Genomic DNA, 21,695 nt, shown 5'->3' on the forward strand with positions numbered 1-21,695 from the left:
ATAGCGTAGTCGCGCCACAATGCCTTCCCGTAGGAGCGGGCCTGGGGCCGGTTCGTCTGGTAAATGCGATCTGTCAGGGAAATAGCGGCTCACGGTGCCTATGCTGACACCGGCCAGTTCCATCGCATGGCAGCCATCACTTACCGGCAAGGTGAACAGATGAACCGCACGCCTAATGATCCTGCAACCGAAACCAACCCGACGCGCCGGCTGGGCAAATCCTATCGCTTCGCCGACGAGCACATGGACCTGTTCTTCATGGCTGCGCTGGGCTGGGGGCCGTCCGGCGGTCTGGATGTCGGGCAGGCGTACTACATCGCCGAACACATCGTCGATGGCGACCCCGACACCTGGGTGAAAGCCTTCTGCGATTACGGTGACTATCTGGATCGGCAGGCCAGCGAATGGCTGGCCAAAGGCTGGCGGCGCTCGGCGGGAGAGATGCGTTTGAAGGCATTCGCCAGTTACCGCTCGGCCTGGCAGTTTGCCGGTCCTGGCGAGCGCTTCTGCGAGTTGTACGCGCAGCATCAGCGCGCTTTCGAGCTGGCCATCGCCGAATTGCAACTGGCGGGCACCCGTTTCGAAATCCCTTGGAAGCACAGTCATCTGGCAGGGCATTACTTTGCCAATGCCGATACCCAGGCGCCGCTGGTGCTGGTGATCGGCGGCTCCGATACCTGTCATGAAGACCTGTTCCTCACCGTGGGGCGCAATCTGCTGGAGCGCGGCTACAGCGTGGCCCTGGCCGACTTGCCGGGACAGGGCGACTCACAGGCCCGCGAGTTGTACTGGGAGGCGCAGGCGGAACAGCCGATCGCCGCCGTGATCGATCATCTTGTCGCGCACTTTGGTGCCCGAGCAGGGCATATCGCCTTGCTCGGTCTGAGCCTGGGCGGTTACTTCGCCTGCCGCGCCGCCGGTTACGAAAGCCGATTGGCCACGGTGATGGCCAGCACGCCGCTGCCCGATGCGGGCGAGATGTTCGCCCGGTCGGTCAAGGCCGTCACCCACGACTACAACGCCGGCCCGATTTCCGCGGCGGGGATGCGCAATCATGAGACGACCTTCTGGAAAGCCGGTGCGACGACGCCTGAGGAACTGGTTCAGCGCACAGACCTGATGCGCGCCGATCCCGAGCGGGTGAAGCTGCCGTTCCTGTCGCTGCTCGGCGGTGGCGAGTCGGACCTGTTTACCGGACAGTCGCGGGCCTGGCACTCGACCATCGCCTCAACCCGCAAGTCACTGGTGGAACTGCCGGCGCAGACCGGTGCCGACGGTCATGTGCAGGTCAACAACCGGTTGCGCCTGGCGCAGGAGTGCTGTGGTTGGCTGGACGATCTGTTCGCCCGAAATACGCCGTCCCTGTAGGAGCGAGCTTGCTCGCGATGGTCGTCAACGATAACGCTGGCTGTCTGAATGCCCGCGGTGTCTGGACGTTCATCGCGAGCAAGCTCGCTCCTGCAGGGGGAAGCGGACGCTTCAGCTCTGCGGCACTACTCGCGCTTCGCTGCCGGCACCCTCGACATACACGGCCATGCCCTTGGTCAGCGCCGGATTGGTCGGCTGGGTCACCGACACCAGCACGCCGCTCTTGGTGCGCACGATGATCTGCTGGGCGTCCTTGGGCTGGTCATAGGCTTTCTTTTCCGCGTAGTTGCCACCGGCCGCACCGGCCAGGGCGCCGGCGATCATGGCCACGTCGCGACCGGTGCCGCGCCCGATCAGGCTGCCCAGGCCGACACCGCCCAAGCCACCGAGGATGGCGCCGACACCGCTGTCGTGGTTGGTCTGCATCTGCGTCTGGGTGATCTGCTCGATTTTCCCCGAGCGAATCTCCATTTCACCGGCGCCGCCGCTTCCGGCATCGACCGCGACACACGCGCACAGCATCAGGAAAGACAAGGATAGGGTCAGCCAGGAAGCGATGGTTTTCATGGTCAAGCTCCTGTTTCGATGACGGCGTTGTAGATGAGATCAAGTTGCAAAGACACCTGTAGACCTTAGTCGAAAATGGCTGACATAAGGCCCCGTCTCATCGCGCAACTATTTCACCGGATTCGCCTGCTTGATATCCCCGCAAAACAGATCGAGGTTGCCGCTGTCCGCAGTACTGCGCACGACCACCGAGTAATCGCCGGACAGCAGTTCGGACCTTGCCACCGGTGCGATGCGCGAGAAGGTCCAGCCTTTGACGGGCTGGCGTTCGGTGTTGACCTGTTCATTCATGCCAAAGGCGACGGCGCCCGGCTGCTGGCAGTTGCCCTTGTAGATGAATGACTGCACCCGCAAGGGCAGGAGCACGCCGTTGGGAACACCGCTGATGAAGAAACTGAGCCCGGTTTTCTGCTCAAGATCCGTCAGGGTGACGTTGCCGATCTGACCGGCGTTATGCCGGGTGGCCGTCAGGGGAACGTTGATGCCGGAGTCTGACGAAGAGGTGGCGCAGCCGAGCAGGCTGGTGCTGATGATGAGGGCGGCAAGCGGGGTTGTGAGCTTCATTGCCAAACTCCTGTGTCGAAGAACTGCAATGGGGGAATCAGCGGTATAGCTCACTATTGGGGTACGTGCGGGAAAGTTGGGGGGAAATTGTGTTGATCGGCGCCTATCGTCGAACTCACGTTCAGCTTTGCGGAAAGATCCCGGGATCTGAAAAACACGTCATCAGATGGTCATACACCAACCGCACCCGCGGTGGCACAGGTCCCGAGTGCGGGCGATACATGATCAGTTCGAATGGCCCCGGCGCATCGTCCTGCATGACCTCCACCAGTTGCCCGTCGGACAGATACGGTTCGGCCAGATAGGTCGGCAACTGCCCGAAGGCGAACCCAGCCAGTACGATTTCCCGCTCGGTTTCCGGGTCGTCGCAGGTGAACGCCGGCGACACCGGCAGGAATGTCTGCCCTTCGGCCAGCATCCACGGCCAGGGGCGGCCGTTGCTGCGATCCATCAGCATCGACAGCGGCAGGCGCTTGAGTTCCTCGACCGTTTCAGGCCGCGCAACCCTGTCGAGCAAGGAGGGCGCCGCGACGATTTTCAGCACCACCCGGGCGACCGTCCTGGCGATGAAGCGCCGATCCCGCACTGCGCCAACGCGCACGCCGATATCGATTCTGCTGGCCACCGCGTCGGTGATCTGGTCATCCAGGCTCAGGTCGATGCTCAGCCCCGGGTTTTGCTCCATCAGCGGTCTGAGGAACTGCGTCAGGTACAGCCTGCCGATGGCATGCGGCGCCGTGATGCCGACGCGACCGACAATGCCTTTCTCCTGCTGCTTGCTGTTGGCAACGAACAGCTGATCCACCCGATCGAGGGTTTCCCGGGCCTGCAGGGCCAGTTCGGCGCCGAAGGTGGTGACGTGGACCTGGCGGGTGCTGCGATGGAACAGCAGTTCGCCGAAGGTGCGCTCCAGTTCCTTGATCGCTCGCGTGACAGTTTGTGGCGAAGTGCCCAGGCGGGTGGCGGCTTCACGAAAGTTGGTGGATTCGGCTGCCACCGAAAAGATCCGGATCAGCTCCATGCGGTTGAGCATTGCCGTCTACTCCGTTCCAGAAAATGGAATTCTCAAATCCGAACTCTTCCATTTTCTGACGAATAAAACCAGTAGAGACTGAGCCCATCAACCCAAGCAAGCCTCTACAGGAGCACTGAACCATGAGTAACAACATCCAGGGCAAAGTGGTCGTCATCACCGGTGCAAGCAGCGGTCTGGGCGAAGCAACGGCACGTCATCTGGCGGCGCTCGGTGCCCATGTGGTACTTGGCGCCCGTCGTCAGGATCGTCTCGACACGATTGTCCGGGAGATCAGCGCTGAAGGTGGCAAGGCGGTCGCTCTGGCGGTCGATGTCACCCGCCGGGAGGACTTGTCCGCACTGGTCGACAAGGCTGTCCAGACCTTCGGCCGGGTCGATGTGATGATCAACAATGCCGGGCTGATGGCGATCTCGCCGATCAACGAACTGCGCGTCGACGAGTGGGATCGCATGATCGACATCAACGTCAAGGGCGTGTTGTACGGGATTGCCGCCGCCTTGCCAGTGTTCGAAAAACAGCGCAGCGGGCACTTCATCAACATCTCCTCGGTGGCCGGCATCAAAGTGTTCAGCCCGGGCGGTTCGGTCTACAGCGGCACCAAGTACGCGGTGCGCGCCATCTCCGACGGCCTGCGTCACGAAGTCGGCGGTGATATCCGTACCACGACCATCGAGCCGGGAGCGGTGGAGTCCGAGCTGAAATTCGGCAGCGGCCACCAGCCGAGCGCCGAAGTGGTGGGCGAGTTCTACAAGAAGGCCATTCCGGCCGCGTCGGTAGCACGGGCCATCGCTTTCGCGATCGAGCAACCGGCTGATGTGGACATCAACGAGATCGTCCTGCGTCCGACTGCGCAAGACTTCTGATTGATTGAAAGCGCCCTGGCCGAAAGGTCAGGGCGCTTTTTTATGGGCGAGTCATTTTCTGCATTGAGCCAACACCACCTGGCAGGTTTCGGGCGTGCCACCGGAGCGACCGGCGTAACGCATGCAGTTATCCATGGATTTCTTGCGCGCCATGCTCAGGGTAGAGCCCCAGGCCAGTCCGCCTTCTCCCACCGTGGGGAGCGCCTTGGCATAGCAGGGATCGCCCAGGGTCGCGACCGTTTGGCGAGCCGTGGAAGGTTTGCCCGCGCATCCTGCTGTCAGCAGCAGATCGACGGCGAGCAGCGAGAGCAGGGCCCATGACGAGCAGGGGCGCACAGAAAGTCCGGGCATCCTGTTTCCCCTTCGGCCAGAGGCCCGCCGCGTGATGGGGCGGGCTGTCTGATTAGCTTAGACGCTGCAATGCCGGCGCCTTCGACCGTTCAGCGGAGCTGGCGGCTGGGGTCAGGGCAGGGTCATGGTGACCAGGTAATTGCCGGTGCGGATCGGTTTGCCCTTGGGATCCACCAGGGTGTATCGCTGGTCGTAATAGCGGTCCGGGCCATTGTCGGCGAGCAGTTTTACGCTGGTCATCGAGGAGGGCTGATCGATGTTGACCGCATCGAAGGCCATGGCCCGGGCGAGGGCGGGGCAGGTGTTGAGTGTCAGCGCTCCGACTGTGCTGAAAGAGCAATGGCAGGGGCGTTCGACGATACTGCCTTCGAAGCGGATGCTGTTCTGGGCGACGGCGGTGGTTGCCAGGGGCAATGTCGCGAGCAGGTTGAGGACGACAGGCAGAGAGTTGATCTTCATTGCGCACACTCCTTTGCGTTGTAAGGAATACGTCGTTGGGGGTGAGCGTACTGATGTTTTTTCCAGATCGCGAGCGGGATGTGCCGCCTTTGCAGGAGCGAGGCTTGCCCGCGAATAGGCCAGGTCAGTCAACACATTCGTTGAATGACCCATCGCCCTTCGCGAGCAAGCCCGCTCCCACAGACTGCGCGTTTCCTCAGTCCGTACGCAGCGGCTCGGCGCGGGTCTGGGTCGCGTCCACCAGGCGCAGGGTGTCGCGTCCTGCGCGTTTGGATTGGTACAGCGCCACATCGCCTTGTTCGATGATCGCGGTCAAACTGGCCGGTGGATGGTCGAACAGGTGGGCGCCGATGCTCAGGGTGACCGCTTCCGGGGTGTCGAAGGCCTTGGAGGCCGCGTCGTAGAAACGGTCGCGCAGGGTGTTGCCCAGCTCGACGATTCGCTTGTCCGACGCATCCGTGAACACAATCACGAACTCGTCACCGCCCAGCCTTGCCGCCAGCGCACCTTCAGGCAATTGCGAAACGATCATCTCGCTCAGCGTGACCAGCAACCGGTCGCCCGCAGTGTGGCCATACAGGTCGTTGACCAGTTTGAAATTGTCGATATCGATCAACAGCAGGGCGCCCGGTCGATCGGCTGACACATCACCCAACAGGCGCAAAGCCCGCACTTCTAGGGCGCGGCGGTTATACATGGCGGTCAGCGGGTCACGTTCGGCCAGGCGAGCGATCTTCTTCTCGCGCCGATAACGCTCGGTGCCGGTCATCGACAGCGCGATCAGCATGATCGCCATCACCCCTTCGACCAGCGAAATCTGAATGATCTCGCCGCGCAGGGACGCCAGATCGATCAATGTCCCCGGAACCACCGCCGTCAATGCCTTGGCGATGTAGAAAACGCCGTGCCCCATCAGCACATAACGCAACTGCACCGCGCCCACGCTCAACGACTTGCCGTGGGGCCGCAAAAGGTAACTGGCCCTGATCGACAACAGCGCCACCAGCAGCGAATTGGCCACCAGCATGATCTTCGACCAGGACGGATCCTCAGGCAGAAGCAGCAAAGCCATCCAGGCCACGAATATCAGATACCAGGCCCGGGCCAGCCGTGCATTGGTGAACCGCGCCACCCCCAGCAGGAAAAACCAGTGCGCCAGCACCAGCAGACCGTTGGCGAACCAGATACCGATCAATAAGAGCCCGCTCATGCGCAGCAGGGCGAGGGTGGAACCGACGGTGATCGTGGCAAAACCCGCACTGAAACACAGCAAAGACGTTTCCCGAACGCTGCGCCACTCCACCGCCAGGTACAGCGCGGCAGCCGCTGCGAGAGCGACTGAAATTGTCAACATTGTGGGAGGGTCGAGCGCCATAGCCTTGCTGCCTGTCTGATTTTGCAATGAATGGGCGCGATTGTAAGGCTTGGGCCGATTTTTAGCAGGTACCGCCGTTCCAGTTGAGTGGATGCGGTAGCTGCCCGGTGGCAGGGCAGCTACCGGTTGTTCTCTTTATGACATCCGCGATTCGCCCGCTGCGTCCATCAAACGCTCAACGGTAGCTCCACCGCGTGAAAAAACCAGCCACACAAACAACAACACACTAATCCCAATCAGAACCGACGAAACCGCAATCACCGGCTCGACGGACGCAAACCCCTTCATGCGCAAGGTCAGCGCCCCCAGCATCACCGGCACACCAATATTCCAGCTCCAGAACTGGGCGGTGGCGATGCGACCCTCGGTGGTTGCCGGGCAAACGGTGCCGATGAGGCCGAAGAGTGCCATCGATACCCAGCCCAACAGATTGACATGGGCATGGACCGCGAAGAGTGAGTGGTCGCCGGAGGCGCCCATTGTCACGCCCAGACCCACGCCAACAGCGAAGTAGACGACAGCGAGCCGAAACCAGGTTTGCGAACGGGAGTTGTAACTCATGGCATTCACCTCATGCGCCCTGAGGCGCGCTCAGTTGCTGGACGATTGAAATGAGGTCCTTCTGACGCGCGGTTAGGCGCTTGAGGGCGAGCACTTGTTGGCGCGCTTCCTGATATCTATTATGAGACAATAGTCTCATTACAAGACGGAGTATCATTTATTCCATGGCCAATACGAAGTCAAGCACGTTGCTCCCCAGCGGTCATCAGGGGCGTGCCAACCAGCGCAATCGAACCCGTCAGGCACTGATCGAGGCCGCTGCCGCGTTGCGTGAAGAGGGGCTGAATCCGACGATCGCCGAGGTGGCGGAGCGGGCGATGGTGTCGCGGGCCACGGCCTATCGCTACTTTCCCTCGCCGCAAGCGCTGATCAGCGAGACGGCGACCGACCGGGACATGCAGCCGCTGGAGCATTTCTGGAAGCCGGGCGAGGACCCGGTCAAGGGCGTGGGGCTGGCGGCGAATGCGCTGAACAAGCTGTTGATCGGGGACGAGGTCGGTCTGCGCATGATGGAGCGTTCGTTCATGACCGTGTGGCTGGAGAATGAATCTGGCGAAACGCCGCTGCGGCCGGGGCGACGCATGAGTTACATCGAGCCGATTGTCGACTCGCTCAAGGATCGGCTCTCAGCCCGGGCGCGCAAGCGCCTGAAGCAGGCGCTGTCGATCGTCATGGGCACCGAAGCGTTGATTGCCGTGCGGGATGTGGGGGGCGCCAGTGTCGAGGAGTCGCTGGGTGCCGCGGCCTGGGCGGCGAGGGCGTTGGTTCGTCAGGCGTTGGAGGAGGAGCAAGTACGGAGAAAGCCTGCGCGTTCGGCTTAATGCCAGGCCACCGCGCCCCCTGTAGCAGCAGGCTCGCCAGCTGCTACAGGGGGCGCGGTGGCCTGAAAAAGTCGAAATCACGCTCATCTGTTACGCGGCAACTCCACCCGCGCCAGCAACCCCCCACCACTGCGATTACTCAAACTCAACTCCCCACCCTGTTCGCGCACAATCGCCCTGGCAGCCGAAAGCCCCAACCCAACCCCACCGGTATCGCGATTACGCGAACTTTCCAGGCGGAAGAACGGATCGAACACCCGCTGCAGCGCCTCCTCGGGAATACCCGGCCCTTCGTCGCTGACCTCGATGCACACCCAATCGTCATCGAACTTCAGCGCAGCGCCCGGATGCAGCCCATACTTCACCGCGTTCTCCAGCAGATTGACCACCACACGCTTGATCCCCAGCGGCCGGCCGTCGTACACCCAATGCGCGGGCCCGGTGAAGTCGATGTTGATGCCCTGGTCGCGAAAGTCATCAATGATGGTCTGCAGCAGTTCCGACAGGTCGAACGCCGTGGATTGCTCCAGGTGCGTGTCTTCGCGGAAGAACGCCAGGGCCGCGTTGATCATCGACTGCATCTCTTCGATGTCGCGAATCATCTTGCGCTGATGGTCCAGGTCCTCCATGAACTCACTGCGCAGGCGCATCCGCGTCAACGGCGCGCGCAGGTCATGGGAGATGGAGGCGAGCATGTGCGTGCGTTCGCCGATGAAGTGCTGGATCTGCGCCTGCATGGTGTTGAAGGCGATGATCACCTGGCGTATTTCGTGGGGACCTTCGATGGCGATGGGCGGCGCGCTCAGGTCGCCGCCGAAGCGCCGCGCGGCGCCGGCGAAGCGCTGCAGGGGACTCGCCAGCTGACGCGTGGCGACCCAGGCCACCAGCAGCGTGGCGATCAGCCCCAGGGCGATGATCACCGCGATTCGTGTGCCGGTGTCCAGACCCCAGCTGCGTTCAGGCGGGGTGAAGGTCAACCAGCTGCCATCGACCAGCCGCACCAGCGCGACGTAATGCGCCTGGGCACTGTTATCCGGCCAATCTGCGGGATTGAACACCTCCATGTCTCGATCATCCCCCAGCAACTTGTGCAGCACCGGCACCTTGCGGGGTTCGACCAGGGCGCCGCCCGTGGGCAGGCCGAACGCGCTGCGATCAGTCCCCCAGGCCACTTCGAGCATGGGATTGCTCGCCGCGCTCGCCAATTGCGCGCGCAACGCCGTCGGCGCCGCCTCGATCAGCCGGGTGGTCACGGCAATCTGTTCCAGCAGGCCGGTGCGCTCGATGGGCGGTCGGGCCCAGGTGCCGGCGACCTGCACGAACAGGGCATTGAGGGTCAGCGAAGCGGCCATCGCGGCGACAATGGTCAGGGCAATCCGGCGCCTCAGGGTGTCGCGGCGAAACATCCGGCCGATCACGAACGGGTGACCTTGGCGGTGAACATGTAACCTCCATTGCGCACGGTACGGATCAGGTCCGGGCGCTTGCTGTCCGGTTCGATTTTGCGTCGCAGACGGCTGACCTGCACGTCGATGCTGCGATCGAAGGCGTCGTGGCCCTGGCCGTGGGTCAGGTCGATCAGTTGCTCGCGGGTGAGGATGCGCTGGGGATGTTCGAGGAACACCACCAGCAGGTCGAATTCGCCACCGGACAGCGGAATCATCACGTTGTCGGGGGAGCGCAGCTCGCGGCAGGTGATATCCAGGTGCCAACCGGCGAAGCTGCTGACCGGCCGGGACGGCTCGCCGACCGGGCTTTTCTGCTCACCGGCGCGACGTTGCAGGGCGCGGACCCGGGCCAGCAGTTCCTGGGGGGCGAAGGGTTTGGTCAGGTAGTCGTCGGCCCCCAGTTCCAGGCCGACGATGCGATCGCTCAGCTCGGCCATGGCCGTCAACATGATGATCGGGATCCCGGTCTGCGCCCGCACTTTCTGGCACAGGCTCAGTCCGCTTTCACCGGGCAGCATCACATCGAGGATGATGGTGTCCGGCCGATTCTGCGCGATCGCCGCCCACATGGCGTCACCGTGAGGTGCCACTTCCACCTCATAGGCGTGCTGAACGAAGAACTTCTTCAGCAGGGACAGTATTTCCATATCGTCGTCGACGATCAGCAGTCTGCTCACGGTTACCGGGTCCAGGGCTCAAAAAAGGAGGGCATCTAAAACCATTTCGATGCCCGGGTCATATATTTCAATCGAGCAACATTCCTGCAACACAGACATCAAGCGGACATTCTCGGGCAAAAACCTTCCTTCACCCTGCCGGCATTCCATTGACGGAGGTATTCATGAAGGTTTTAAACGGCATCCCGACCGCTGTGGGGCGCAACACCGAGCGTCCCCTGATCCTGACCCAACGTACCGCGTTGCCCGGGGGCGACAAGTCGATCCTGTTCCAGGAGACGTGCCTTGGGCTGGCCAGTGATCAGAGCCAGATTGTCATGCGCCGCTACTTCGAGCGCTACAGCCCGGAAGGCTCCCATTGGGTGGAATACATCCACTCCATCCCGACCGCCGAATTCATCCACTGGATCATGACCCATGGCCAGATGCGCATCGAGTGCTCGGAAGACGCCCCCCACGCCCAATTTCACGCCCACGCCTGATAAGGAATCAGCATGATCAGAACCCTTCGCTCGCTGTCGCTGTTGTTCGCGGCCACCCTGACCCTGTCGGCGTGCAGCAGCAAAAAAGTCACCCCAGAAATGTATACCGGCTTTCTGTATGACTACAGCCTGTTGTCGGAACGTCAGGCGCCGTCCGGCCAGACCGTGTTGAGCTGGGTCAGCCCCGCGGTGAAGCGCGGGCGCTACACCACGGTCTATCTGGCACCGAGCCAGTTCTACCCGGGCCCTGAGCCGACCGAGCGGATTCCCTTGAGCACGCTGTCCGGGGTGACCGACTACTATGATGCGGCGCTGCGATCCGAGCTGAGCAAGATGCTGCCCCTGGTCACCAAACCCGATTCCGACACCCTGATCGTCAGGCCCGCGATTACCCGGGTTGCGGCCAGTCCCCAGGGCCTGAAGTTCTATGAATGGCTGCCGGTGACGCTGGTCGCGGCGGGGGTGAGCACGGCCACCGGTATCCGCGACCAGGACAGCGAGATCGCCACCGAAGTGTCCTTCGAAGACGGCGCGACCGGGGAGGTGGTGGCCGAGGTCGTGCGCATGGGCACAGGCCTGGCGCTGGACGACGACAAGCAGGTCCTGACGCCGGATGACGTCAAGGTGGTGCTCGATGGCTGGGCCAGCGACTTGCGCCAGTCCTATACCGCGATTCGCAAGTAAGCAGCCTCAACCCTGCGCGGGCGGCCCCGCGCAGGGCAAGTCCCGTGGAACCGGTCAGCGGCCACCGAGGAAAAGCACGAGACTTGCCGCTGAAAAACCGGATAATGGCGGCCAATTTCGCTTAGCTCGCTATTCTGGTGTTCCCCCATGGAAATCAAGGTCAACTTTCTCGACAACCTTCGACTTGAAGCCAAGTTCGACGACTTCACCGTGATCGCCGATCAGCCCATTCGCTACAAGGGCGATGGTTCGGCGCCGGGGCCGTTCGATTACTTCCTGGCTTCCTCGGCGTTGTGTGCCGCCTATTTCGTGAAGTTGTACTGCGAGACCCGCAACATCCCCACCGACAATATCCGCCTGTCGCAGAACAACATCGTCGACCCGGAAAACCGCTACAACCAGATCTTCAAGATCCAGGTCGAGCTGCCGGCCGACATCTCCGACAAGGACCGCCAGGGCATCCTGCGTTCCATCGACCGTTGCACCGTGAAGAAGGTGGTGCAGGCCGGCCCCGAGTTCGTGATCGAAGAGGTGGAAAACCTCGACGCCGACGCCCAGGCGTTGCTGATGCCGAACTCCACGTCCGAAGGTGGCACCTACATCGTCGGCAAGGACCTGCCGCTGGAGCAGACCATCGCCAACATGTCGGGCATCCTCGCCGACCTTGGCATGAAGATCGAAATCGCCTCCTGGCGCAATATCGTGCCCAACGTCTGGTCGCTGCATATCCGCGATGCCCATTCGCCGATGTGCTTCACCAACGGCAAGGGTTCGACCAAGGAAAGCGCGCTGGCCTCGGCGTTGGGCGAGTTCATCGAGCGTCTGAACTGCAACTTCTTCTACAACGACCAGTTCTGGGGCGAAGACATCGCCAACGCGCCGTTCGTGCATTATCCCGATGAGCGCTGGTTCCAGCCTGGACGCAAGGACGAGCTGCCCGAGGAAATCCTCGACGCGTACTGCCTGAAAATCTACAACCGCGATGGCGAGCTGCGCGGTTCCCACCTGTTCGACACCAACTCCGGCAATGAAGCCCGCGGCATCGTCTCGCTGCCATTCGTGCGCCAGTCCGATGGCGAGGTGGTGTACTTCCCGTCCAACCTGATCGAAAACCTCTACCTGAGCAACGGCATGAGCGCCGGCAACACCCTGGCCGAGGCCCAGGTGCAGTGCCTGTCGGAGATCTTCGAGCGGGCGGTGAAGCGGGAAATCATCGAAGGTGAATTTGCGCTGCCGGACGTACCGGCCGAAGTGCTGGCGAAGTATCCGGGGATTCTCGCGGGCATCCAGGGCCTGGAAGCCCAGGGCTTCCCGGTGCTGGTCAAGGATGCGTCCCTGGGCGGCGAGTTCCCGGTGATGTGCGTGACCCTGATGAACCCGCGCACCGGCGGCGTGTTTGCTTCCTTCGGCGCGCACCCGAGCTTCGAGGTGGCGCTGGAGCGCAGCCTGACCGAACTGCTGCAGGGCCGCAGTTTCGAAGGCTTGAACGACCTGCCGCAGCCGACTTTCGAAGGTCACGCGGTGACCGAGCCGAACAACTTCGTCGAGCACTTCATCGATTCCAGCGGTGTGGTGTCCTGGCGCTTCTTCAGTGCCAAGCCTGAGTACGAGTTCGTCGAGTGGGACTTCTCGGGGCAGGGCGAAGACTCCAACGCCGAAGAAGCCGCCACCTTGTTCGGCATCCTGGAAAACATGGGCAAGGAATCGTACATGGCGGTCTACGAGCACATCGGTGCCACCGCCTGCCGTATCCTGGTGCCGGATTATTCGGAGATCTACCCGGTCGACGACCTGATCTGGGACAACACCAACAAGGCGCTGTTCTTCCGCGAAGACATCCTCAACCTGCATCGCCTGGACGAAGCCGGGCTGAAGGATCTGGTGGAGCGTCTGGTGGAAAGCGAACTGGACGACTACACCGACATCACCACCCTGATCGGCATCGAGTTCGACGACAACACGGCCTGGGGGCAGCTGACGATTCTCGAGTTGAAGGCGCTGATTTACCTGGCGTTGCAGCAGTTCGAAGAGGCGAAAGAGGCGGTGGAAACCTTCCTGCAGTACAACGACAACACGGTCGAGCGCGGGTTGTTCTACCAGGCGGTGAATGCGGTTCTGGAAATGGAACTGGACGAGGATCTGGAACTGGAAGATTACGAAGCCAACTTCCGCCGGATGTTCGGCAACGAGCGCATGGACGCCGCGATCGGCTCGGTCAACAGCAGCGTCCGCTTCTACGGCCTGACTCCGACCAGCATGAAGCTCGAAGGCCTGGACCGCCATTTGCGCCTGATCGATAGCTACAAGAAGCTGCACAGCGCTCGGGCTAACCTGAAGGGCTGATGCCCTGCAGGTTGCAATCCCCGCGAAACCTGTAGGAGCGAGGCTTGCCCGCGAAGAGGCCGGCACATCCGGCATCTGTGTTGGCAGGCCTGACGCCTTCGCGAGCCCGCCCACAGTTTTTTTGTTTTTATCCAACTGGCATCATCGGCCAGCCTCGCTTTTCATATCAGGGAGATACCGCAATGGAAGAAAGGGTGTTGAAGTGGAAGCTGGTCAACTTTCTGGTGGCCGATGTCGAGGTGGATTTCGTATCCGCCAACGATGAATACACCGAAGCCGACATCATCAATCTGGATGTGCTGGGCAATGTGCTGGAGTCTTTCAGACAGAGGCACGGCGGGCTCTGGGTTGGCGGGGGACTGGTGATCACCTCGCGGGTCGTTCGACTGAGCGCCAATGGGCTGAACCGCGCCGTTCAGTCCGGGGCCCTGGATATCGAACTGCCGTTGCCGCAGATCCGCAGGGTCACCGTCGAAGGCGGCTTCATTACCAAAATCGTGCGCCTGGACACCCGCGCCGGCAGCGTCAAGTTCCGTTGCTATGGTGCGAAGAAGGTCGCCGCGCTGATCGGGACGCTGATGTCCCAGCGCGGATAACGGCCATCAGTGATGCCGGGTGAGGGCGGCTTCGATGCAGTTCAGCAGCTTGTCGGCGTCGCAGGGTTTGGGCAGGCAGGCGATCAGCTCCGGTGAGTGAGCGCCCGGGGTCGGGGCGGCGGCGGGGTAGGCGGTGATCAATATCGTGGGGATGTGAATGCCTGTCGCAATCAATTGCTCAAACATCTCCACACCGCTCATGCCCGGCATCTGGATGTCGGACACCAGGCAATCGGTTTCAGCCAGGGCGTTCGCAGCGAGAAACTCCAGCGCGCTGCAATAGGTCCGGGTCTTGTAGCCGCTGGAACGCAACAGGCTTTCCAGGGCACCGCGAACGGAATCGTCATCATCCACAACTGCAATGTTCGCTGCAGTGCGTTTGTGAGTGTCTTGCGTCATTGAATTTGCTCGTTACTGCGCCCGGTGTCCCCACACGATACGCGGTCTTTGTCGAGGAAAAATCATATCTAGGTATAGGTCGCTAAGATCTATATGTTGATGTAGCGGGCCTCATTCAATGCCATCTTTGGTGATTGATCGGGCTGCCGGTATGGCAGTTGCCGGTCCTGCTACAGTGTTGTGGCGCAACTGACTGGTGGCCTCCAATTCAGATGGATAACAGCATGCAGATACTATGGGACGACGGCGAGCGTATCTTCTGTCGCGAACTTCGCTCGGGTGCCGGTGGCGAAAGCACGGTGCTGGTCACGCGACCCGCCGCCGAGCAACCGCTGCCGGCCTGTCTTGGCCGTCTCTCTCACGAATTTGCCCTCAGGGACGAACTCGACGGCAGCTGGGCGGTTCGGCCGCTGGAGATCGTGCGCGAAAGCGGCCAGGTCCTGCTGGTGCTGGAAGATCCCGGTGGCGAGCCACTGGTGCAGCTGCTGACGGCGCCCATGGACACCACCTTTTTCCTGCATCACGCCATCAGCATCGCCGTCGCGATCGGCAAACTCCACCAGCGCGGTCTCGTTCACAAAGACATCAAGCCCAGCCACATCCTGGTCAACTGCTCCGACGGCCAGGCCCGGCTCACCGGCTTCGGCCTGGCGTCGCAACTGCCCCGCGAGCGCCAGGCGCCCGAGACCATCGCCGGTACGCTGGCCTACATGGCACCCGAGCAGACGGGGCGGATGAATCGCTCGATCGATTCGCGCAGCGACCTGTATTCCTTCGGCGTCACCCTCTACCAGATGCTCACCGCCACGCTGCCGTTCACCGCCGTCGACCCGATCGAATGGGTGCATTGCCATATCGCGAAGAAGCCGGTGCCGGCCAGTTCCAGGGTCGAGAGCATTCCCCAGGTCCTCTGCGACATCGTCAGGAAACTGCTCGCCAAGACCGCCGAAGAGCGCTATCAGACCGCTGCCGGCGTCGAACACGATTTGCGCCGCTGCCTGACCGAGTGGCAACAGACCGGCCAGATCAAGCCCTTCACCCTCAGCGAACACGGCGCCTCCGACCGGCTGCTGATTCCCGAAAAACTCTACGGACGCGAGCGTGAAGTCGACACCCTGGTGAGCGCGTTCAACCGCATCATCACCAGCAGCACGCCGGAGCTGGTGCTGGTCACCGGCTATTCCGGTATCGGCAAGTCCTCGGTGGTCAACGAGCTGCACAAGGTGCTGGTTCCGCCGCGGGGGCTCTTCGCTTCCGGCAAGTTCGATCAATACAGCCGCGACATTCCCTATTCGACCCTGGTGCAGGCGTTCCAGAGCCTGGTCCGCACCCTGCTGGGCAAGAACGACACGGAACTGGCCGAATGGCGAGACGCCTTGCAGCAAGCGCTGGAGCCCAACGCGCGGCTGATCACCGACCTGATTCCCGAGCTCAAGCTGATCATCGGCGAGCCGCCACCCGTTCCGGCGCTGGACCCGCAGCAGGCGCAACGCCGCTTTCTGCTGGTGCTGCGCCACTTTATCGGGGTGTTCGCCCAGGCCGATCATCCGCTGGCCCTGTTTCTCGACGACCTGCAATGGCTCGACGCGGCAACCCTCGACCTGCTCGAGGACCTGTTGACCAGCTCGGACACCCGCCACCTGATGCTCGTCGGCGCCTACCGCAGCAACGAGGTGGACGCCGGGCATCCGTTGTCGCTGAAGATCGAGGCCATCCGCAAGGCCGGTGGCAGGGTCGATGAAATCACCCTGGCGCCGCTGGCCAAGACCCACATCGAACAGTTGATCGCCGAAGCGCTGGATGACCAGATTCCACGGGTCGAGCCATTGGCGCAGCTGGTGCTGGACAAGACCGCCGGCAATCCGTTCTTCGTCATCCAGTTCCTGCAAACCCTGGCCGATGAACAGTTGCTGACCTTCGATCACCACCTGAGTCGCTGGTTCTGGGACCCGGATCGCATCCATGCCAAGGGCTACACCGACAACATCGTCGACCTGATGGTCGACAAGCTGACCCGCCTGCCAGCCGATACCCAGCACGCGCTGCAGCAGCTCGCCTGCCTGGGCAACGTGGCCGGCATCAACGCCCTGGCCACCGCCATGGAAGTGCCCAAGACGCAACTGCGCACGGTGTTGTGGGAGGCGATTCGCCAGGAACTGGTCGAGCGCCTGGACGGTGCCTATGCCTTCGTTCACGACCGAATTCATGAAGCCGCCTATTCGCTGATCCCGAAGGAATCGCGGGCCCAGGCGCATCTGCGGATCGGTCGGCTGCTGGCAGCGCAGACACCCGCGCAAGGCGTGGAGGAGGCGATCTTCGAAATCGTCGGCCAGCTCAATCGCGGTGCGACCTTGCTCACCGATCTGCGTGAGCGCGAGCAACTGGCCGAATTCAACCTGATTGCCGGCCAGCGCGCCAAGGCGTCGTCGGCCTACGCTTCGGCACTCAATTACCTCACCACCGGTGCCCAGCTGTTGGGCGTGGATTGCTGGACGCGGCGCAACGGGCTGAGCTTCGCCCTGGAATTGAACCGCGCCGAATGCGAGTTCCTCACCGGCCAGCTCGCCATCGCCGACGAGCGCCTGACTGCGTTGGCCGGACGCGCCACGACCGTCATCGAGCGCGCCAACGTCGCCTGCCTGCACATGGATGTCTATCTGCTGCTCGATCGCAGCGATGCCTCGGTCGCGGTCTGTCTGGACTATCTGCGGCATGTAGGAATCGAATGGTCGGCGCACCCCAGCGACGATGATGTGCGTCGTGAGTACGACCGCATCGGCGAGATGCTGGGTGACCGGGTCATCGAAGACCTTATTGACCTGCCGTTGATGGAGGACGCCACTTCCCTGGTGACCGTCAACGCCCTGGGCAAACTGTTCGCCCCGGCGTTGCAGACCGATACCAACCTGTCCTGCCTGTCGATCTGCAAGGCGGTCAGCATGAGCCTCCAATGGGGTAACTGCGATGCGTCCTGTGTGCTCTATGCCAACGTCTTTCGGGTCGCCGGCCCGCGCTTCGGCGACCATGAGGTGGGGTTCCGTTTCGGCCAGTTGGGCTGCGATCTGGTCGAGCAACGCGCACTGACACGGTTCGAAGCCAGCACCTATCTGTGTTTCTCCTGTTTTGCCGTGCGCTGGATGCGTCCCGTGGCGCAGTGCCGGGACCTGTTGCGCCGCTCGTTCGTGGCGGCCAACCGGATCGGCGATCTGCCCTACGGCGCCTATGCCGGCAACAACCTCACCGCCGATCTGCTGTTCGCCGGCGAGCCGTTGCCCGAGGTGCAGGGCGAGGCCGAGCAGGGCCTGGCCTATGCGCGCAAAGTGCGCTTCGGCCTGGTGACCGATTTCATCTCCACGCAGCTGGTGCAGATCCGCATGCTGCGCGGCCTGACCCCGACGTTTGGGCGTCTGGAAGAGGGCGAATTCAACGAGGCCGAAACCGAAACGCATCTGTCCAGCACCCCGGATCTGGTGCTCGCCGAGTGCCTGTACTGGGTGCGCAAACTCCAGGCCCGTTACATGGCCGGCGAGCCTGAAGCCGCCATGCAGGCCGCTGACAAGGCGCAGCAGTTGCTCTGGGTATGCCAGGGCTTCTTCGAGGAAGCCGAGTACTACTTCTACGACGCGCTGGCCCGGGCGGCCTGCTGTGATGGCCTGGAGCCTGGCGAGCAAGCGCCGCACCTGGCGGCCATGGGTGTCGATTACCAGCAGTTGCACGGCTGGGCGCAACAGTGTCCGGAAAATTTCGCCAGCCGTGCGGCCTTGATCGCGGCCGAGATCGCCCGTGTCGAAGGGCGCGTGGTGGATGCCGAGAAGCTTTACGAGCAAGCCATCAACCTGGCGCAGAACAGCGGTTTCATCCATATCGAGGCACTGGCCAACGAGCTGGCGTCGCGCTTCTATGCCGCGCGGGGCCTGGGCAAGATCGCCCGGGTCTACCTGCAGGATGCCCGCTACGGTTATCTGCGCTGGGGCGCCGATGGCAAGGTGCGCCAGCTGGACGCGAAGTATCCGTCGCTGCGCACCGAGGAACACACCCTCGGCCCGACCACCACCATGGCCACGGCGGTCGAGCACCTGGATCTGGCGACCGTGCTCAAGGTTTCCCAGGCGGTGTCGGGCGAGATCGTTCTGGAAAAGCTGATCGACACGGTCATGTTCACCGCCATCGAACAGGCCGGTGCCGAACGTGGCCTGTTGATTCTGTCGGATGCCGGCGAGCACCGGATCGCCGCCCAGGTGACCACCGGCGACGACGCCACGCAGTTGCGCGATGCCGCGATCAGTGGCGAGCTGTTGCCCGAGTCGGTGCTCTATCAGGTCCTGCGTACCCGCGAGAGCATCGTCCTGGACGACGCCATGAGCGAAGCGCCGTTCGCCGCCGACCCCTACGTGCGCCAACAGCGCGCCCGCTCGATTCTCTGCCTGCCATTGATGAACCAGGCCAAGCTGGTGGGCGCGCTGTATCTGGAAAACAACCTGACTGCCCGGGTGTTCAGCCCGAACCGCATCGCCGTGCTGAAACTGGTGGCGTCCCAGGCGGCGATCTCGCTGGAAAACGCCCGGTTGTACCGTGAGGTCGCCGAGCGCGAATCGAAGATCCGGCGTCTGGTGGACGCCAACATCATCGGCATCGTGGTGTGGAATGCCAACGGTGAAATCATCGAGGCCAATGAGGCGTTTCTGCGCATGCTCGAATACACCCGTGAGGACCTCGATTCCGGCCGGTTGCGTTGGCGCGATCTGACCGTGCCGCAGTATCGCGAACTCAGCGAGCGCTCCGTGCAGGACGCGATGCGCACCGGCCGCGCGCAACCTTTCGAGAAGGAGTACTTCAAGAAAGACGGCAGCACCTTGCCGGTGATCGTTGGCCTGGCGATGTTCGAAGCCGACAGCAAGGAAGGGGTCGCCTTCGTGCTGGACCTGACCGAGCGCAAACAGGCGGAAGAACAGATCCGTGAAAGCGAGCGGCGTTATCGCGAGGTGCAGACCGAGCTGGCCCACGCCAACCGTGTCGCCACCATGGGGCAGTTGGTGGCGTCGATCGCGCACGAGGTCAACCAGCCGATTGCCGCGGCGATCCTCAACGCCAATGCCGCGCAGCGCTGGCTGAACATCCAGCCGCCGGAGCTTGACGAGGTCCGTCAGGTGCTTGCCCGGCTGATCCAGGATGCCAACCGCGCCGCCGATGTGCTGGGGCGCATTCGCGGGCATATCCGCAAGGCGCCGCCGCAGAAAGGCCCGCTGGACATCAACGTGGCCATCGGCGAGATGATCGAGTTCACCCGTGGCCAGATCATGAAGAACGGCGTGACGTTGCAGACCCAACTCACCGACGGCTTGCAGTTGATCGTCGGTGATCGTGTAGAGCTGCAGCAGGTGCTGCTCAACCTGATCATGAATGCGCTGGAGGCGATGGGCGTGACCCCGCAAGGTGAGCGCGAGTTGCAGATCAGCGCGGTGCCGGGGGATGAGGGTTACCTGCTGGTGAGCGTCAGTGATTCGGGGCCGGGTTTTGCCACGGAGAACCCCGACCAGGTGTTCACCTCGTTCTACACCACCAAGGCCACGGGGCTGGGCATGGGCTTGTCGATCTGTCGTTCGATCATCGAGGCCCATGGCGGGCGGCTGTGGGCGAGCGCCAATCAGCCGCGTGGGGCGACTGTTCAGTTCACGCTACCGATCATGCAGGCGTGAGTTTTAACCTTCCATGAGTGCCGGCTAATACTTTGGTTTAGCCGGCGCATATCAATGGGTCGAACGAAGTAATCGCTTGTACAAATGTGCCTCCGCAACCCCGGCGATATAGTCGTTTCAAGGGTTTCGGAGAACTTCATCGTGAAAAGCCTGCTGAACATCGAACAGTCGCTGCTTCAGGTACCGGTTGGTTCCCACCTGATCACGGCGCGCAAGTTCTACATCCATCACGGCATCTACCTTGGCGCGGGGCGCGTTGCCCATTACGCCGGGTACAGCGGTTCCTTTACGCCGGGCCCCATCGAAGTCACCGATCTTGAGCATTTCGCCAATGGCCGGGCGGTCTGGGTGCTGGACGAGCAGGGTGAATATTGCGGCGAAGAAATCGTCCGTCGCGCGTATTCGAGGGTCGGCGAACGGCACTACCGGATCTTTTCCAACAACTGCGAACATTTCTGCAACTGGTGCACCCGTGGCAAGAGCCACAGTACCCAGGTCGAACTTCTGCTGAACTCGCCCCGTGGTTTTTTCTCGATGATGTCGGGGCTGGAGGATGGCTTCACTGCATAAGGTTTTTGTAGGGACCGCGGTGACCGGTTGGGGTAAGGCACTGTGCTACACTTTTTTTCCCATCATTTGTTGAAGAGTGTCGTGCATGAATGCTCCGTTCAATGAGTCGCAAAACAATGTTTCCATTGTTTACGTAGTGGACGATGACGCTTCCATTCGCGATGCGCTCAGCAACCTGTTGCGCTCGGCCGGCATGCGGGTTGAAACCTTTGCCTCGACGGCGGAATTTCTTCAGCGTTCAAAGACGGATGGTGCCAGCTGCCTGGTGCTGGATGTACGTCTGCAGGGTAGCAGTGGCCTGGATTTTCAGCGTCAGCTGGTTGATTCGCACTCCAGCATTCCAGTCATTTTCATCACCGGTCATGGCGACATCGAGATGTCGGTCAAGGCGATGAAGGCCGGTGCGGTGGATTTCCTGGCCAAGCCGTTTCGTGAGCAGGATCTGTTGGATGCGGTGTCAGCGGCGCTGCAGGCGGATATCAAGCGTCGTGAGGTTGAGCGGCAGACTTCGAATCTGCATGCCGATTATCAGTCCCTGACTCCTCGTGAGAAGGAGGTCATGGCGTTGGCGGTCAAGGGGTTGATGAATAAGCAGATTGCGGGGCAGATGAATCTGAGTGAAATTACGATCAAGATTCATCGTTCTCATGCGATGAAGAAGATGCATGCCAAGTCGTTTGCGGAATTGGTGCGGATGGCTGAGGCGCTTGAGCGGGGATAGCCCCGCATTCCCTTGCTCGCGATGCTTTTTCGGTTGTGTACATATCCGTTGCTGCGGATGCGGCCGCTTTCTTTGTTTCGGCCTGGCGGCCGACTCCCTTTGGCAAACGCCGGA

Annotated in this window: 20 protein-coding genes; 10 read left to right on the forward strand and 10 right to left on the reverse strand. The window is 61.9% G+C overall.

Translation table 11 applies throughout. From position 1 onward, the window contains the following. The first annotated feature begins 159 nt into the window (after positions 1-159). On the forward strand, positions 160-1,368 hold the full coding sequence (locus HNO86_RS22360) for an alpha/beta fold hydrolase (protein ID WP_175379102.1): 1,209 nt from the start codon (positions 160-162) through the stop codon (positions 1,366-1,368). A 111-nt stretch (positions 1,369-1,479) separates the two neighbouring features. Here HNO86_RS22360 and HNO86_RS22365 read toward each other — a convergent pair whose 3' ends face one another. The 3 genes from HNO86_RS22365 to HNO86_RS22375 all read right to left on the reverse strand — a co-directional run bounded on the left by HNO86_RS22365 (position 1,480) and on the right by HNO86_RS22375 (position 3,532). After that, entirely contained in the window at positions 1,480-1,935 is a 456-nt protein-coding gene (locus tag HNO86_RS22365) for a glycine zipper 2TM domain-containing protein (protein WP_175379103.1), read from the reverse strand. 108 nt (positions 1,936-2,043) lie between these two features. Next, a complete protein-coding gene (locus HNO86_RS22370; protein ID WP_175379104.1) occupies positions 2,044-2,499 on the reverse strand; it encodes a hypothetical protein in 456 nt (151 codons plus the stop codon). A gap of 121 nt (positions 2,500-2,620) precedes the next feature. Continuing rightward, on the reverse strand, positions 2,621-3,532 hold the full coding sequence (locus HNO86_RS22375; RefSeq protein ID WP_175379105.1) for a LysR family transcriptional regulator: 912 nt from the start codon (positions 3,530-3,532) through the stop codon (positions 2,621-2,623). A gap of 122 nt (positions 3,533-3,654) precedes the next feature. Here HNO86_RS22375 and HNO86_RS22380 point away from each other — a divergent pair, with 122 nt between their 5' ends. Further along, on the forward strand, positions 3,655-4,398 hold the full coding sequence (locus tag HNO86_RS22380; protein ID WP_175379106.1) for an SDR family oxidoreductase: 744 nt from the start codon (positions 3,655-3,657) through the stop codon (positions 4,396-4,398). A 51-nt stretch (positions 4,399-4,449) separates the two neighbouring features. Here the strand turns inward: HNO86_RS22380 and HNO86_RS22385 are convergent, their stop codons facing one another. The 4 genes from HNO86_RS22385 to HNO86_RS22400 all read right to left on the reverse strand — a co-directional run bounded on the left by HNO86_RS22385 (position 4,450) and on the right by HNO86_RS22400 (position 7,144). Beyond that, entirely contained in the window at positions 4,450-4,749 is a 300-nt protein-coding gene (locus HNO86_RS22385) for a hypothetical protein (protein ID WP_175379107.1), read from the reverse strand. 111 nt (positions 4,750-4,860) lie between these two features. After that, entirely contained in the window at positions 4,861-5,208 is a 348-nt protein-coding gene (locus HNO86_RS22390) for a type 1 fimbrial protein (protein WP_175379108.1), read from the reverse strand. A 196-nt stretch (positions 5,209-5,404) separates the two neighbouring features. After that, positions 5,405-6,583, reverse strand: a complete 1,179-nt coding sequence (locus HNO86_RS22395; protein WP_175379109.1) for a GGDEF domain-containing protein — start codon at positions 6,581-6,583, stop codon at positions 5,405-5,407. A gap of 135 nt (positions 6,584-6,718) precedes the next feature. After that, on the reverse strand, positions 6,719-7,144 hold the full coding sequence (locus tag HNO86_RS22400) for a hypothetical protein (RefSeq protein ID WP_175379110.1): 426 nt from the start codon (positions 7,142-7,144) through the stop codon (positions 6,719-6,721). Positions 7,145-7,308: 164 nt separating this feature from the next. Between HNO86_RS22400 and HNO86_RS22405 the strand changes: the two genes are divergently transcribed. After that, on the forward strand, positions 7,309-7,965 hold the full coding sequence (locus HNO86_RS22405) for a TetR/AcrR family transcriptional regulator (protein WP_175379111.1): 657 nt from the start codon (positions 7,309-7,311) through the stop codon (positions 7,963-7,965). A gap of 83 nt (positions 7,966-8,048) precedes the next feature. On the opposite strand, the gene HNO86_RS22410 is transcribed toward HNO86_RS22405, so the two are convergent. Together HNO86_RS22410 and HNO86_RS22415 are read right to left on the reverse strand one after the other, a co-directional pair. Continuing rightward, positions 8,049-9,383, reverse strand: coding sequence for an ATP-binding protein (locus HNO86_RS22410; RefSeq protein WP_175379112.1), 1,335 nt, complete (start codon positions 9,381-9,383; stop codon positions 8,049-8,051). Then, positions 9,380-10,090, reverse strand: a complete 711-nt coding sequence (locus tag HNO86_RS22415; RefSeq protein ID WP_372242551.1) for a response regulator — start codon at positions 10,088-10,090, stop codon at positions 9,380-9,382. The genes HNO86_RS22410 and HNO86_RS22415 overlap by 4 nt, the downstream gene beginning before the upstream one ends. A 164-nt stretch (positions 10,091-10,254) precedes the next feature. Between HNO86_RS22415 and HNO86_RS22420 the strand changes: the two genes are divergently transcribed. From HNO86_RS22420 to HNO86_RS22435, 4 genes are all read left to right on the forward strand, one after another. Then, on the forward strand, positions 10,255-10,572 hold the full coding sequence (locus HNO86_RS22420; RefSeq protein WP_175379113.1) for a hypothetical protein: 318 nt from the start codon (positions 10,255-10,257) through the stop codon (positions 10,570-10,572). Between the two features lie 12 nt (positions 10,573-10,584). Then, complete coding sequence (locus HNO86_RS22425) at positions 10,585-11,256, forward strand: DUF3313 domain-containing protein (RefSeq protein WP_175379114.1); 672 nt, start codon at positions 10,585-10,587, stop codon at positions 11,254-11,256. Between the two features lie 147 nt (positions 11,257-11,403). Next, on the forward strand, positions 11,404-13,599 hold the full coding sequence (locus HNO86_RS22430) for an OsmC domain/YcaO domain-containing protein (RefSeq protein WP_175379115.1): 2,196 nt from the start codon (positions 11,404-11,406) through the stop codon (positions 13,597-13,599). 182 nt (positions 13,600-13,781) lie between these two features. Further along, entirely contained in the window at positions 13,782-14,195 is a 414-nt protein-coding gene (locus HNO86_RS22435; RefSeq protein ID WP_175379116.1) for a hypothetical protein, read from the forward strand. A gap of 6 nt (positions 14,196-14,201) precedes the next feature. Here HNO86_RS22435 and HNO86_RS22440 read toward each other — a convergent pair whose 3' ends face one another. Continuing rightward, positions 14,202-14,594 (reverse strand): response regulator transcription factor, encoded by a 393-nt coding sequence (locus HNO86_RS22440; protein WP_175379117.1) that lies wholly within the window; start codon positions 14,592-14,594, stop codon positions 14,202-14,204. 224 nt (positions 14,595-14,818) lie between these two features. On the opposite strand from HNO86_RS22440, the gene HNO86_RS22445 reads away from it, so the two are divergent. The 3 genes from HNO86_RS22445 to HNO86_RS22455 all read left to right on the forward strand — a co-directional run bounded on the left by HNO86_RS22445 (position 14,819) and on the right by HNO86_RS22455 (position 21,581). Further along, positions 14,819-20,290, forward strand: a complete 5,472-nt coding sequence (locus HNO86_RS22445) for an AAA family ATPase (RefSeq protein ID WP_175379118.1) — start codon at positions 14,819-14,821, stop codon at positions 20,288-20,290. A 141-nt stretch (positions 20,291-20,431) separates the two neighbouring features. Then, a complete protein-coding gene (locus HNO86_RS22450) occupies positions 20,432-20,860 on the forward strand; it encodes a lecithin retinol acyltransferase family protein (RefSeq protein WP_372242552.1) in 429 nt (142 codons plus the stop codon). Between the two features lie 85 nt (positions 20,861-20,945). Next, the gene (locus HNO86_RS22455) at positions 20,946-21,581 is read left to right on the forward strand and encodes a response regulator transcription factor (RefSeq protein ID WP_175379120.1); all 636 of its coding nucleotides are present in this window, start codon (positions 20,946-20,948) and stop codon (positions 21,579-21,581) included. The last annotated feature ends 114 nt before the right edge of the window (positions 21,582-21,695 follow it).

Origin of the sequence: Pseudomonas sp. C1C7 (genome assembly GCF_013359595.1) — a bacterium.
GTDB lineage: Bacteria > Pseudomonadota > Gammaproteobacteria > Pseudomonadales > Pseudomonadaceae > Aquipseudomonas.

What these genes read in the sequence shown, in the direction of transcription:
- HNO86_RS22430 (WP_175379115.1), top strand. Translation starts at nt 11,404, where the DNA reads ATGGAAATCAAGGTCAACTTTCTCGACAACCTTCGACTTGAAGCCAAG.
- HNO86_RS22365 (WP_175379103.1), bottom strand. Translation starts at nt 1,935, where the DNA reads ATGAAAACCATCGCTTCCTGGCTGACCCTATCCTTGTCTTTCCTGATG.
- HNO86_RS22385 (WP_175379107.1), bottom strand. Translation starts at nt 4,749, where the DNA reads ATGCCCGGACTTTCTGTGCGCCCCTGCTCGTCATGGGCCCTGCTCTCG.
- HNO86_RS22435 (WP_175379116.1), top strand. Translation starts at nt 13,782, where the DNA reads ATGGAAGAAAGGGTGTTGAAGTGGAAGCTGGTCAACTTTCTGGTGGCC.
- HNO86_RS22375 (WP_175379105.1), bottom strand. Translation starts at nt 3,532, where the DNA reads ATGCTCAACCGCATGGAGCTGATCCGGATCTTTTCGGTGGCAGCCGAA.
- HNO86_RS22360 (WP_175379102.1), top strand. Translation starts at nt 160, where the DNA reads ATGAACCGCACGCCTAATGATCCTGCAACCGAAACCAACCCGACGCGC.
- HNO86_RS22445 (WP_175379118.1), top strand. Translation starts at nt 14,819, where the DNA reads ATGCAGATACTATGGGACGACGGCGAGCGTATCTTCTGTCGCGAACTT.
- HNO86_RS22370 (WP_175379104.1), bottom strand. Translation starts at nt 2,499, where the DNA reads ATGAAGCTCACAACCCCGCTTGCCGCCCTCATCATCAGCACCAGCCTG.
- HNO86_RS22455 (WP_175379120.1), top strand. Translation starts at nt 20,946, where the DNA reads ATGAATGCTCCGTTCAATGAGTCGCAAAACAATGTTTCCATTGTTTAC.
- HNO86_RS22390 (WP_175379108.1), bottom strand. Translation starts at nt 5,208, where the DNA reads ATGAAGATCAACTCTCTGCCTGTCGTCCTCAACCTGCTCGCGACATTG.
- HNO86_RS22440 (WP_175379117.1), bottom strand. Translation starts at nt 14,594, where the DNA reads ATGACGCAAGACACTCACAAACGCACTGCAGCGAACATTGCAGTTGTG.
- HNO86_RS22420 (WP_175379113.1), top strand. Translation starts at nt 10,255, where the DNA reads ATGAAGGTTTTAAACGGCATCCCGACCGCTGTGGGGCGCAACACCGAG.
- HNO86_RS22380 (WP_175379106.1), top strand. Translation starts at nt 3,655, where the DNA reads ATGAGTAACAACATCCAGGGCAAAGTGGTCGTCATCACCGGTGCAAGC.
- HNO86_RS22425 (WP_175379114.1), top strand. Translation starts at nt 10,585, where the DNA reads ATGATCAGAACCCTTCGCTCGCTGTCGCTGTTGTTCGCGGCCACCCTG.
- HNO86_RS22395 (WP_175379109.1), bottom strand. Translation starts at nt 6,583, where the DNA reads ATGGCGCTCGACCCTCCCACAATGTTGACAATTTCAGTCGCTCTCGCA.
- HNO86_RS22400 (WP_175379110.1), bottom strand. Translation starts at nt 7,144, where the DNA reads ATGAGTTACAACTCCCGTTCGCAAACCTGGTTTCGGCTCGCTGTCGTC.
- HNO86_RS22405 (WP_175379111.1), top strand. Translation starts at nt 7,309, where the DNA reads ATGGCCAATACGAAGTCAAGCACGTTGCTCCCCAGCGGTCATCAGGGG.